This window comes from Mycobacterium sp. DHQP2018-32-09 (assembly GCF_058148405.1).
Window position 1 is genome coordinate 40,137 of the sequence record NZ_JBYVYK010000044.1, and the last position, 12,359, is coordinate 52,495.

Sequence of the window (12,359 nt, forward strand, 5' to 3'; positions counted from 1 at the left end):
GCCGGTGGACTCGGCGTCTCTGGGGCGTTCGGACGAGATCAGCGCGCTCGAGAAGCTGTTGGCCGCCGACACCGGAGCGGCGCGGACGCTGATCATCACCGCAGCGCCGGGTCTCGGCAAGAGCGCACTCCTCGACGAATTAGCCGGTAAATCGGGCGATTTCACCGTCCTGCGAGGCAGCGCATCGGAGTTCGAGGCCTCGTCGCCCTACTCGGCCTTGCACCAACTGCTCAAGCCGAGGTTGCCGCTGGCGTCGAGCCTGCCGGCGCCGTTGCGCGCCTCGCTGGAGACGGCCTTCGGATCCCGACCCGGACGGCCGGATCAGCTCCGGCTCGGGCTCGCCGTCCTGGCGTTACTCGGCTCGGTGAAGCCGACGCTGTGCCTCATCGACAACGCCCAATGGCTCGACGAGGACAGTGCCCGTGTCCTCGCGCTGGTCGCTCGTCGGCTCCACGGGGAATCCGCGGTCATCGTTCTCGCTGTGCGGCCCGATCACCAGCTCGCCTCACTGCACGATCTGCCGTCGCTGTCCCTACCTCCGCTAACCGACACCGGTACGCGGCGGCTTCTGTCAACCGTCCTGCCGATACCGCTCGACGAGTGCGTCACCGACCAGATCGTCGCCGAGTCGCGCGGTGTTCCGGCCGCCGTCGCCACGTTGGCCGCGGGCATCCGCCGGCCGTCCGACCTAGCCGGAGGCTACCTTCTCCCCGCGGTCGTCGACGTTCCCGCGGCGTCCAAAGCCGCTGTCGAGGCATCACTTTCAAGGCTCTCGTCTGCCGCGCGCACTCTGGCCCTGTTGGCTGCAGCGGACTCCACCGGAGATCCGGTTCTCCTGTGGCGAGCTGCGGGCGAGCTCAGCGTCACACGAGCGGACGCGGTTGCCCTCCTCGACGAAGGCCTGCTCGACATCGGCGCTCGCGTCCTTTTCCGGGACCCGCTGTTCCGACCGGCGATCTACCAGCGAGCCGAGCCCGCCGCGCGACGCGCCGCTCACGCCGCCCTGGCTGCCGCAACACCCGAATCCTTCCCCGAGCGGCGCGCCTGGCATCTCGGTCAGAGCACGTCCGGACCGGACGCAGATGTGTCGCTGCTGTTGGAGAGCACCGCGCCAACCGCACGCGCCCGCGGCGGAGTCGCCGCTGCGGCGGCCTTCTACGAACGCAGCGCCGCGCTCGCGGAGGACCCGTCCAGACGTTTCGCCCTCACGATGCAGGCGGCTGTCGCGAACAGTGACGTCGGTAATCTCGACGCCGCAGCGCAACTGAGCGCCGCCGCCCGGTTGCACGCCGATACCGAGACGCAGAACGCCAGAGTGGACGCGTTCCAGGCCTGCGTCGCGTTCTCGCGATCCCGCCGCCCCGAAGCAGCCGGCGAGCTGCTCTCCGCCGCGCGCCGCTGGGCCACGCGGGATCCGGCCGCGGCGACGATCGCGTACTCCAGCGCGTTGGTGGCTGCCTACCTGACCGGTGAATCGGCCAGCGGCACCGTCGGCGCCGAAGAGCTCGTTCTCGATGTCACCACGCGTGCCAGACCCGTCGACGTCGTATTGCCGACGCTGGCCAGCGCACTGTCCGGTGAGCGCGCAGCCGTGGTACCCGCGGCCCGCAGCTCGTTGGCGTCGCTACGCGACCACGCCGACGACCCCGACCAATTCGACCCGGCGTGGGCCTGGATCGTGGGATCGCTGGCGTGGGACGACGAAGCACTGCACGACATCACCGAACGCCAACTGGCCGCCGTGCGACGGGCGGGCAGGAACGCGGCGCTTCCGATGGCCCTGACCTCGCGTGCGCTGGTTCATCTGCAGGGAGGCGAACTCGACCAGGCCGCGGAGTGCGTGGCGGAGGCCCGAGGGTTCTCGACGTCGATACCGGTACTGGTCGAGCTCGGAATCGCAGCCTGGCGAGGCGACCGTCGTTTCGTGGCACGCACCCGCGACGAGCTGTGTCCCCCGGAAGCACGAGAGTTCGACCCGCGGCACGTCGTCGGGTGCGTCTACGCCGAACTCGTTCTGCACAACAGCACGGGCAACCACGCCGCCGCGCTGGCCGCCGTCGACGCGTACCCACCTGCGGACGAGCCCGGTTTCCACGGTTTCGTGCCACCGGAACTGATCGAAGCGGCAGTCCGCGAGGATCGAATGGAGCAGGCCCGCACCGCCTTCGATCGATTGCGCGTGCACGCCGTCGCGGCGTCGACACCGTGGGCACTGGGTATCGAGCGCCGATGCTCGGCCTTGGTCGGGGATCCCGCCGACGCCGAGGCCCGATTCGCTGAGTCCGTGAACTACCTCGCGGACAGCCGGGCGCGTCTGGAGTTGGCGCGTACGCAACTGCTGTTCGGGGAGTGGCTGCGACGACGCCAGCGACGCGGCGAGGCACGCGAGTATCTGCGGCCCGCCTACAAGATCTTCGTGGCCGCCGGTGCCGAGCTGTTCGCCAACCGCGCCGCGCGCGAACTGCGGGCCGCCGGGATCTCCCCACCACAACCACAGTCGACGCCGGGCACCCTCAGCGCACAGGAGTACGCGATCGCGGAGCGTGTCGCAGAAGGCAAAACCTCCAAGGAGGTCGCCGGGGAGTTGGTGCTCAGCCCGCGCACCGTCGACGCGCATCTGCGCAACATCTTCGCCAAGCTGGAGATCAGATCCCGCCGCGAAATCCGCGGCGCGCTGGAGTCAATTCGGCGCAGTCGCATGACGTGACGAGATGTCAGCTGTCCTTCGAAGTGCCGTCGACGGTGCCGATGAGTACACGTCCCCCCCTTCTCCTCCACGTGGTGTTTTAGCGCCTGGTTATCGGGGCCCACCATCGGATCGCTGCTCGGGCCGTGTCCTCACCCACAGCAGAGCCGCCGCCGCCATCAGCGCGCACACCGTCATCACCACCGCCATCGGTACGGCCGTCGCATCGCCGGCCAACCCCACCAACGGCGCCACTACGGCCGCCAACGCTTACTGCACCAATCCGATGAGCGCCGAACCCGTTCCGGCGGTCTGTCGGGTCCGATCGAGCGCCAGCGACGTCGCATTCGCCAGGATCAGCCCCAGGCTGGCAACAGCACACCACAACACCGGCAGCACCAGTTCGATGACCGGATCGGTGACGATCACCAGCAGGACCAACGATGAAAAGAACACCAGCAGTGCCACCCCGACCGACAGCAACCTCACCTGCCCGAACCGCCCGACGATCCTGGCGTTGAGAGCGTTGGCCCCGAGGAGCCCGATCGCGTTGGCGGCTACCGCGATTCCGTTCGCCAGCGGAGACAGACCCAGTACGTGCTGCATCACGAACGGCGACGCCGATATGAAGGCGAACATCGTCGCGAACGCGAAACCGAACGTCACCACATACCAGGGGTACGCCCGATCGAGCAGGACCGTGCGACCATCGCGCAGCAGCGCCCCGAAGCCACCCCGCACCCTGCGCTCGACCGGAAGCGTCTCGGTCAGCACCGCGGTGGAGCCCACCAGCATCACCACGGCCAGACCCGACAGAATCCAGAACACGCCGCGCCAGCCGATCAGGTTCGACGTCGCACCGCCGATCAACGGCGCGAGCACCGGCGCAGTGCCGTTGATCATCATCATGAGGCTGAAGACGCGGGCGGCCGCCGGCCCCTCGGCCCGATCCGCGACCACCGCCCGGCTGAGCACGACACCGGCCGCGCCGCCCAGCCCCTGCAGGAATCGGCACACCGTCAGCATCTCCACCGACACCGCCAGTGCACACGCAACGCTCGCCACGACGCACAGCGTGTTACCCGCCAGCATCAGCGACCGCCGACCCCGGTGATCCGACAGCGGCCCGACCAACTGGCCGAGGGCCAAGCCGACCATGAAGGCGGTCAAAGTGAGCTGCAGCGCCGATGCGGATGTGCCGAGTTCATCGGCCATCGCAGGAAACGACCGCAGGTACATGTCCACGGACAACGGGCCTACGGCGGTGAGCAGGCCCAGCACCGCCAACCAGGACGCCGGCACCGCGGCCGGCACGCGGTCGTCGCCACTCATTCGAGCGGGATGACCGTCCCGCGCTCGGCCTCGGTGCGGGGACCGAAGTACCGCCGTTCGGACTCCTCGATGGGCACGTCGTTGATGCTGGCCTCGCGGCGGCGCATCAGCCCGACGGTGTCGAACTCCCACAGTTCGTTTCCATAGCTTCGCCACCACTGCCCCGACTCATCCCGGCACTCGTACTGGAAGCGCACCGCGATGCGATTGCCGTGAAAGTCCCACAGACTCTTGCGCAAGGCGTAGTCACGCTCGCGCCGCCACTTCTCGGTCAAGAACGCGACGATCTGGTCGCGGCCGGTCACGAACTCGCTTCGGTTGCGCCACACACAATCCGGCGTGTACGACCTGCTCACTCGGTCCGGGTCACAGCTATTCCAGGCGTCTTCGGCTGCCTGCACCTTCACCAACGCCGAGTGCTCGTCGAACGGCGGGAATGGCGGGCGGGACACATCGACGGGCACGGCGACGACCTCCTCATATGACCGACCGCGCTCGTCAGCGGCCGAACACGGCAAGTGTCGCCGCCAAGACCACGTCCCGGAAACGACGAAGTTCAGATAACTGCAATCGGTGGTGACGATCGATGGGAGCCGTCACACACCGCAACCGGTCGGCCACTCGGTAGAAATCACCTACGTTCGGCGTCGGCGACCCGTCAGCCGCCGCGCCCTGGCCTAGGGTCACGATTCGTGCAACGGCGCAGCGGCAGTAGCGAGAAGCTCCCCAACAACCCGGCTCCTCGGAGACACACCCGCCGCGGTGGGTTCCTCCTCGCCACACTCATGGCCGCGGCGTGCGTCACAGCCGTCCCGTCCGCGGCGAGCGAACCCGACTGCAGCGACGTAGCCGTCGTCTTCGCACGGGGTACAAACGAGGCACCGGGCGTCGGCGAGGTCGGGCAGGCGTTCGTCGACGCCCTGCGAACGCGACTACAGGGCAGAACGGTCGACGTCTACGGTGTCGACTACCCAGCGTCATACGATTTCGCGACGGGTGTGCAGGGAGTCATCGACGCCAGCCACCGTATCGAGTCAACCGTCGCCGCATGCCCGCAATCCCGGATCGTCCTCGGCGGATACTCCCAAGGCGCCGCGGTCGCCGGCTACACGGTCATCGATTCACTTCCTCCCGGATTCGTTCTGCCTGAAGGCCTTACGGGTCCGATGCCGCCGACGGTCGCGCCGCACGTGGCGGCAGTGGTGATGTTCGGGACACCGAAGCCGTGGGTGGTCAATCTCCTGGCCAGTCAAGCGCCCCCCATGAGCATCGGTCCCGACTACACCGCCAAGATGCTCCAACTCTGCGCACCCCGCGATCCCATCTGCGACGCCGGAGGCCTCGACCGCGCGGCACACCACGCCTACCTGGACAACGGCATGATCGACCAAGGCGCGGATTTCGCCGCGCGGGCCATCTGAACGTGATGAGACTCGATCGAAGGACGGCATTCACCTTGAAGGGATTCATCGGCGCACTCGATCGCAGCCATGTGAATCTGTGTCTTCCGCTCGGTCGCAGGGTGTTCCACACTGTCGGTGTGTCAACGAGTTCGGTCTCCATCAGACGCCGGTCAGTCGCAGGCACACTCACGGTGTCCTTGTTTTGCATTGCCGCGCCACTCCTTTCGGCCACGGGAGCCGCCGCCGAACCGCCACCACTGCCGCCATCGCAGCCTCGCGTCCCCGGCAGCCAGGGCGCGCCATACGGGCCACTGCAGACAACGACGCCGGCCTTTGTCAACGGCCCGCCCCGACTCTGGTCCGGTCCAGGGGGCGTCGCGGCCAGCGCTCTTTCGGATTTGGGTGGGCCGGTCGCCGGGATGCCCAACGAGCGACCGGTACCGGCCGTCCGGATCGCTGTAGGCCTCGCGGGACCCCAGGGCGCCGTCGGCGGCACCACACTTTCCGACCTCGACCCCGGCGCCTTAGCTCCGGTGGCGCCCGCCCAGCCCGAGCGCCCGTCATTGGGACCCTCGGTAGGTGTCGACCTGGCGGGACCGCAATCGCCGCCCGTCGCGATCGGATCAGGCACATGACCGCGTCGATCGCGATCGCAATACGCTGCACTGTAACCGTCATGGCGATCGCCATCATTTCGGCCGGCGCGGTAGTTGCGACCGGCCCAGCGCGAGCCGAAGTCAAGACGATGGCGTCCAAGACCGATTCCAAATTGACACGTGGCGGCAACAGCTTGACGCTGACGTTGGCCAACGAGACAGTGAACTCCGTGCCTAACCTGGCGGCGGCCGCCAACTCCCGAGAAGCATTCGTCTCGTACGAGGCCACGGCCAATGTCGGCGCCGGGCAATTGCCCATCACTGACAGCTTCTTCGTGGCTGGCTACCAATTAGGTTGTCAGACCGATGTTTCCAGCGGATTGCAGCTCGGCGGTGCGGGTGCCATCGCGCCGACCGGCTCCGTCGGACTCACCGCCGCCGGACCCGGCGTCAACGCCGGACTGGGCGGCGGCCTCACTGGGTATCTGCAGACCAATCTCCAACCCGGGGTGATCCTCGACCTTCCCATGGCCAGCATGCCCTTGAGTCCCGGAGGTCTGGGCATGCTCGACGTGACCAACGTGCACGTCAAGGCGGACGCGTGCGGCGGCCCGGTCACGATCAGATCGTTCGCCTACGTCCGCATCGGCACCGATGTCGAACGCTCCGAATTCGCCGTATACGGCGACCCCGTACAGATCTAAACAGCCACCGAAAATACGTTTCACCACAGTGGTGACTCGAAGTCCCCATACCTCATGGGAAGCAATGATGGGAGCAGCAATGTCCAGCACCTCGTATCCAGCCGTACGACTCGACCGCACCCGCGCGGCAATGGTGTTCATCGACCACCAGGCCGGTCTGTTACTCGGAGTACAGGATCACGACAAGGAGGAGCTGCGCCGCAACGTGATCGCCCTTGCGCTCATCGCCAAGGCGTTCCACGTGCCCGTCATCATGACCACCAGTGCCGACGACGGCCCCAACGGGCCGATCATCGCCGACCTGTCCGATGCGGCCCCCGACGCGGTGATCGTACGCCGACCCGGAGAGATCGACGCCATGGACAATCCCGATTTCGCTGCGGCGCTGCGCGATAGCGGTCGCGATCAACTGATTCTCTCGGGCATCAGCACCGACGTCTGCGTGTCGTTCGTGGCCCAGTCGGCCGTGGCAGCGGGATATGGTGCGTGGGCGGTTACCGACGCCTCGGGCACGTGGAGCACCCTGGCAGCCGACGCCGCCTGCGACCGGATGGCGCGCGCCGGCGTAACACTGACGAGCACGGTCGCCGTCGCCGCAGAACTGCTCGGCGATTGGCGGACCGAGGGCGGCGAGGCTATCGCGGGAATCTTCGGCAAGTACGCCATCCCTGCGTACTCGTCACTGCTCGCCTTCACCGGCGCCTAGCCCGGCGATGGCCCCGCGTCATTCGGATCGCCCGACTTGGCCCAACCGGGTGGAATCGCAGCGGGGTCATCGCGTGCCATGCTTATGAAGCGGTTGACCGCCTGGGTCGGTGCGCGATCCGGAATCCACTGCAGTGTGTAGGGCACGAAACGCGGCATCGTCACCGGACGCACCACGGCGGCCATACCCTCATCGACAATCGAACCGGTCGTCAAGATCCAGTCGACGTCGGTCTGCGCCGGCCACGTCGCCGCCGAGACGTGGTTATCGTCCAGCTCGACCGTACGTGGCGAAATCCGCGCTGCTGCGAGTGCCTGCCGCTGCGCCTGCACCCATGCCGGGAAGAGGAAGTCACTCTGGATGCCCATAGTCTCGTGGGCGAGCTCAGTCAGGTCCAGCTGCGGCAGGTGCGCGAGCCGGTGTTCGGGCCGGACGCTGGCGAGCAGCGGCTCAGCGCAGATGACCTCGCTAGTGGCGTACGGAGGATCGGGAACGACCCCGCAGGTAATGGCGACATCGACCGACTCATCTACCAGCGCTTCCTGCAGATGGAACAGCCACATCCGCGTGACGATCACCTCGACATCTGGGGCGTGCGAGTGCAGCACTTCCCGCAGATGCTTCGCCAGGATCGGGGCAGCCAGCGGCGTGATCCCCAATCTGACCGTTCCTGCCTCGCCCTGCGCAATGCGCTGCACCGCAGCCCCGGCAACAGCGACCTCGTTGAGGATGATCTTCGCTCGATCGAGCAGATCGGCGCCTGCCGCAGTGAGCGCCACGCGCCGGGTGTTCCGTGTCAGCAGCGCGGTCCCCATCTCCCGCTCCAGCCGCCGCATCATGTCACTCAGCGTCGGCTGCCCAATGCCCAACCTCTCGGCCGCCCGTCCAAAGTGCAGTTCAGTGGCAACGGCCACGAAGGCCTCCAGTTGACGCAACTCCACGCCCCCATCGTAGATAAGCCAGCGCAGATCACTTTCACGTTGGTGGCGGTGCCGCGGGGTGACGTTCGACAGCATTAGTGCCTACTGCGGGCACCACCGCCCGTGGAACCGCCGCGCCTGCTCGATGCCGTCGTCTGGCCCGCCGAAGTCGACGGTTCCATCCCGCCGTCGGTGAGTAGATTCCGTGAGCGTTTGAGTCCATAGCAATCTGGGCCCCAGGATCGCGCCCTCATCCGCCGCGTCGGACAGCGTCGCGCACCCGAAGGGAACCCGGCGGGCGTCCAAAGGCCGACAACCTCCCCGACACCGTCAGCCGACTCACTGCGACGGCCTCAGGGCTACCGCGCCGAGCGAGTGGAGCGGTCCACCTACCCACCACGATCGAGCCGAGTGATCACGCGCGATCGGTGGTGGCGCAACCGTCGCCGACTACGGTCTGCACTCGACCGATTGAAGACCCGAACCCCCACTTCCGTTCACCCGTAGTCACTCGGGCGCGATTCGCGCGTCATCCGTAGTGGACTTGGTCACCGAGACGATCTGATGCTTCATCAGCGGCTGTTCACTCTGAGCGCTGAAGTCGCCTAACGCGCAGAGCACGTTCAGCTCGGGCATGTAGCCGCACACGTTGCCTGCGGGGATGTCGTATTCGACCGCCCGGTACCCCCACACGGTGCGGGTGCTGCCGTCGCGGGCGTAGCTGGTGATGTCGATGAGGTCGAACTCGGCGAGTCCTCGATCGGTCATATCGGCGCTGTTCATGAACAGCAGGGTTCGGAGATTGCGCACCCCGCGGTAGCGGTCGTCGTCGGAGTAGATCGTGGTGTTCCACTGATCGTGGGATCGCACCGTCGACAGCATCAACCGATCCGGCGGCGGGCACGCGTCGGGCAGCGGCGACGCCGCGAACTCGGCCCTGCCGGAAGGGGTGAGGAACACCCGCTCTCGCGCGGGTTGGCGGATGCGGAATCCCAACGGCATTCGGACCCGACGATTGAAGTCTTCGAAGCCGTCGAGGACCGCCGCCATGGTGTCTCGGATGCGGTCGTAGTCCTGCACGTAGAATTCCCATGGAGTGGTCGACTCCGGCAGTGTCGCCCTGGCCATGCCCGCGAGGATCGCGCACTCGGACTCCAGATCCGGCGACGGCGGTTTCCGGCTGCCGCGGGACAGATGAACCATGCTCATCAGGTCCTCGACGCTGACGCCCTGCTCGCCGCTGTGTTGGACGTCCTTCTCCGTTCGGCCCAGGCACGGCAGGATGAGGGCCTTGCGGCCGTGCACGAGATGGCTGCGGTTTAGCTTGGCGCTGACCTGAACGGTCAACTCGCAGTTGCGCAAAACCTTCGAACGTGGCGGCGGTGTCGGGTGCGGCGAGGCTGAAGTTGCCGCCCATGCTGACGAACATATTGACTCGGCCCGTCCGCATCGCCTCGATCGTGGCGACCGTGTCCAGGCCGTGCTCCCTGGGCGAGGAGATCCCGCAGACCTCGTCGAGTCGATCGAGGAACGCCGCAGTCGGCCGGTGGTCGATGCCGCATGTCCTGTTGCCTTGCACGTTGCTGTGCCCGCGGACCGGCGACGGCCCGGCGCCCTCGCGTCCCAGATTGCCGCGCAGCAGAAGAAGGTTGACGATCTCGCGTACGGTGTCGACACCGTGTTCCTGCTGTGTCAGGCCGAGGCACCAACTGATCACGGTCCGGTCTGATGCCATGTACGTGTCGGCCAACGCTCGGATGTCACTTTCCGAAACCCCCGACTGCTCAACGAGTTCCGGCCACTGCGTGCCCATCACAAGATCGCGGTACGACCCGAAGTCGGCGGTGTGATTCCTGATGAAGTCCCGGTCGATTGCCGTGGGATCGTCCTGTGACCGCTCGAGAACCGCCTTGGCCACTCCACGCAGGAGCGCCAGATCCCCGCCGATACGCGGCTGCACGTTCATCGTTCCGGTGCTGGTCGCGTGGAAGGTGCCCATCGCGAGGAACTCGTGCGGGACGATGGTGCGCCGTGACGCCGCCTCGACCATCGGGTTCACGTGCACGATGCGCGCGCCGCGACGGTATGCGTCGGCCAATGCGGTCAGCATCCGCGGGGCGTTCGACGCGGCGTTGACCGCCATCACGATCAACAGGTCCGCGCGATTCCAGTCGCCGATGTCGCAGGTGCCGTTGCCTGTTCCAAGCGACGCCTGCAGCGCCCGACCCGTCGCCTCGTGGCACATGTTCGAGCAGTCCGGCAGATTGTTGGTACCGAACTCACGCACCCACAACTGATAGAGGAAGGTTGCCTCATTGGACAGGCGGCCCGAGGTGTAGAACGCCGCCTCGTGCGGACTGTCCAGGCCTCTGAGGTGCTCTCCCACCATGGCGAACGCGTCGTGCCAGGAGATCGGCACGTACGTGTCACTGTCGGCGTCGTAGCTCATGGGCTCGGTCAGCCGGCCCTGGTCTTCGAGGGAAAATCGGTCCAGCTCGACAGCTCGGTCACGGTGTGGGCGGCGAAGAACTCCCGGTCGACCTTCTTGCGCGTCATCTCCCACGTCACGTGTTTGATGCCGTTCTCGCAGATGTCGAGGTGCAGCCCGTTGCGGTCGTCGGGCCATGCACAGCCGGGGCAATCGAATCCACCGTCCTCATGGTTCATCTGCAGCATCGCGCGTGGTCCACGAAACGGTTCCCGCGCCCGCGCGACGACACGCGCGACGCTGCGGGCAGCTCCCCAACCGGCAGCCGGCGCGTCGTCGTCCTTCTGGGCGAACGCACCACCCCGGTTCGGCGCTCGGCCAGCCGCTGGCGAGCCCGGCGCACCGCGACCCAAGTCGTCGCCAGGTGAAACGCGTTGTATCACAGGCGTATCGACCTCCCAAGCCGAAGCGGTGCGAATAGTCCCGAAGGCAGATCAAGACAGCCCCGTCTTCACTGCAGCCTAGCGCCGAGGCGGCGCCTCGCAGTTCCAGTCGACTCGGTGATAATCACCTATATCGGCCAACGCCGCCGCGGTGCAACACAGGCTGGCGGGATGCTCCCGAGCCACTTGGCGCTGGCTGCTCATCAAGAGATCAGCAGGCAACTGTTCGAATACGCACTCGCCTCAGACAGCGGTGACTGGCCGCGGTTGGGCGAGCTGTTCACCCACGGCCGCTTCTTCTTCGCCGATGCCCCCGGCAGTGAGGCGGTGATCCGTTGGGGCGAAGCAACAGTCAAGGACACAGCAGTCACTCAGCACGCTATCTCGACCGTTTCGATCGAACTCGACGATGTCCAGGCCCCTGGCGCGGCGCGGGTCCGCAACTACCTCAGCCTGTCCGCCCTCGACGGTGCAGGTGTGGCGCAACTGGTCTCGGCGTCCTGGTTCGACAACGGATTCGAACTCCTGGACGGAATATGGCGGTGGAGGACTCACCAAATCCATCCCATCTTCCGCGGTGACTGGACACTGATCCACCGAAGTCAACAGTTCCCACCGCCCCTGGACTGAGGAGGGGGGAGTTTGTTTCGACACCACGGCCACATTCGTCGTCCACCACCTTTTAGTCCGCCTCCTGCCGTCGCCACCCTCAACGCACCGTCACCCCAAGCCGCCTCGCCTACCACCGCACCCGCCACCAGCCGTGCCCTCCGCAGCCCCGTTTACACCCCGCCGACTAACCACACGCTTCTTGCCGCTAGGTAGCAACTCAACCGAACGACTCTAAATATGGATAACGAGTGTTTTCCACAATCGCTATGTCACGTAACTTCGGTGCGAATGTCGGCTCCGGTTGAAAAGTGAGCAGGTGGTTCCGGGGCGGGTTCTAGTCAACGTCGCAACACCGACGGACTTTCTGAGGCTAGTTGGGTGGCGAATAGGTCCGCGGGACAATGAACTACCCCAGGTTTTGTTCCTACTCGGGTGCGAGGGCCGGGGTTGGCTGGCTCGCGGGGTGTGAGGTGCCGGTGAGGGCGGCCTCGTACTCAGCTGGTGGAACGTAGCCGAGGGTTTCGTGCAG

Annotated in this window: 8 protein-coding genes and 1 pseudogene; 5 read left to right on the plus strand and 4 right to left on the minus strand. The window is 66.5% G+C overall.

The window, feature by feature from the left end:
• Positions 1-4 precede the first annotated feature (4 nt).
• Positions 5-2,707, plus strand: coding sequence for a helix-turn-helix transcriptional regulator (locus AC30CM_RS20220; protein ID WP_490118701.1), 2,703 nt, complete (start codon positions 5-7; stop codon positions 2,705-2,707).
• 249 nt (positions 2,708-2,956) lie between these two features.
• Here the strand turns inward: AC30CM_RS20220 and AC30CM_RS20225 are convergent, their stop codons facing one another.
• On the minus strand, positions 2,957-4,018 hold the full coding sequence (locus AC30CM_RS20225) for a multidrug effflux MFS transporter (RefSeq protein ID WP_490118695.1): 1,062 nt from the start codon (positions 4,016-4,018) through the stop codon (positions 2,957-2,959).
• Positions 4,015-4,470, minus strand: coding sequence for a DUF1348 family protein (locus AC30CM_RS20230; RefSeq protein ID WP_490118702.1), 456 nt, complete (start codon positions 4,468-4,470; stop codon positions 4,015-4,017). The genes AC30CM_RS20225 and AC30CM_RS20230 overlap by 4 nt, the downstream gene beginning before the upstream one ends.
• Before the next feature lie 333 nt (positions 4,471-4,803).
• On the opposite strand from AC30CM_RS20230, the gene AC30CM_RS20235 reads away from it, so the two are divergent.
• The 3 genes from AC30CM_RS20235 to AC30CM_RS20245 all read left to right on the plus strand — a co-directional run bounded on the left by AC30CM_RS20235 (position 4,804) and on the right by AC30CM_RS20245 (position 7,427).
• Positions 4,804-5,439: a cutinase family protein gene (locus AC30CM_RS20235; RefSeq protein WP_490118703.1), complete on the plus strand. Its 636-nt coding sequence runs from the start codon at positions 4,804-4,806 to the stop codon at positions 5,437-5,439.
• 658 nt (positions 5,440-6,097) lie between these two features.
• The gene (locus tag AC30CM_RS20240; protein ID WP_490118704.1) at positions 6,098-6,721 is read left to right on the plus strand and encodes an MspA family porin; all 624 of its coding nucleotides are present in this window, start codon (positions 6,098-6,100) and stop codon (positions 6,719-6,721) included.
• 79 nt (positions 6,722-6,800) lie between these two features.
• Complete coding sequence (locus AC30CM_RS20245) at positions 6,801-7,427, plus strand: isochorismatase family protein (RefSeq protein WP_490118696.1); 627 nt, start codon at positions 6,801-6,803, stop codon at positions 7,425-7,427.
• Here AC30CM_RS20245 and AC30CM_RS20250 read toward each other — a convergent pair.
• Both AC30CM_RS20250 and AC30CM_RS20255 read right to left on the minus strand, forming a co-directional pair.
• Positions 7,424-8,368 (minus strand): LysR family transcriptional regulator, encoded by a 945-nt coding sequence (locus AC30CM_RS20250; RefSeq protein WP_490118697.1) that lies wholly within the window; start codon positions 8,366-8,368, stop codon positions 7,424-7,426. The two genes, AC30CM_RS20245 and AC30CM_RS20250, sit on opposite strands and share 4 nt — an antisense overlap.
• A 486-nt stretch (positions 8,369-8,854) precedes the next feature.
• Positions 8,855-11,188 (minus strand): annotated as a pseudogene (locus AC30CM_RS20255) (FdhF/YdeP family oxidoreductase).
• A 147-nt stretch (positions 11,189-11,335) separates the two neighbouring features.
• Between AC30CM_RS20255 and AC30CM_RS20260 the strand changes: the two are divergent.
• The gene (locus tag AC30CM_RS20260) at positions 11,336-11,848 is read left to right on the plus strand and encodes a nuclear transport factor 2 family protein (protein WP_490118698.1); all 513 of its coding nucleotides are present in this window, start codon (positions 11,336-11,338) and stop codon (positions 11,846-11,848) included.
• Positions 11,849-12,359 lie beyond the last annotated feature (511 nt).

What these genes read in the sequence shown, in the direction of transcription:
- AC30CM_RS20245 (WP_490118696.1), top strand. Translation starts at nt 6,801, where the DNA reads ATGTCCAGCACCTCGTATCCAGCCGTACGACTCGACCGCACCCGCGCG.
- AC30CM_RS20240 (WP_490118704.1), top strand. Translation starts at nt 6,098, where the DNA reads ATGGCGATCGCCATCATTTCGGCCGGCGCGGTAGTTGCGACCGGCCCA.
- AC30CM_RS20225 (WP_490118695.1), bottom strand. Translation starts at nt 4,018, where the DNA reads ATGAGTGGCGACGACCGCGTGCCGGCCGCGGTGCCGGCGTCCTGGTTG.
- AC30CM_RS20235 (WP_490118703.1), top strand. Translation starts at nt 4,804, where the DNA reads ATGGCCGCGGCGTGCGTCACAGCCGTCCCGTCCGCGGCGAGCGAACCC.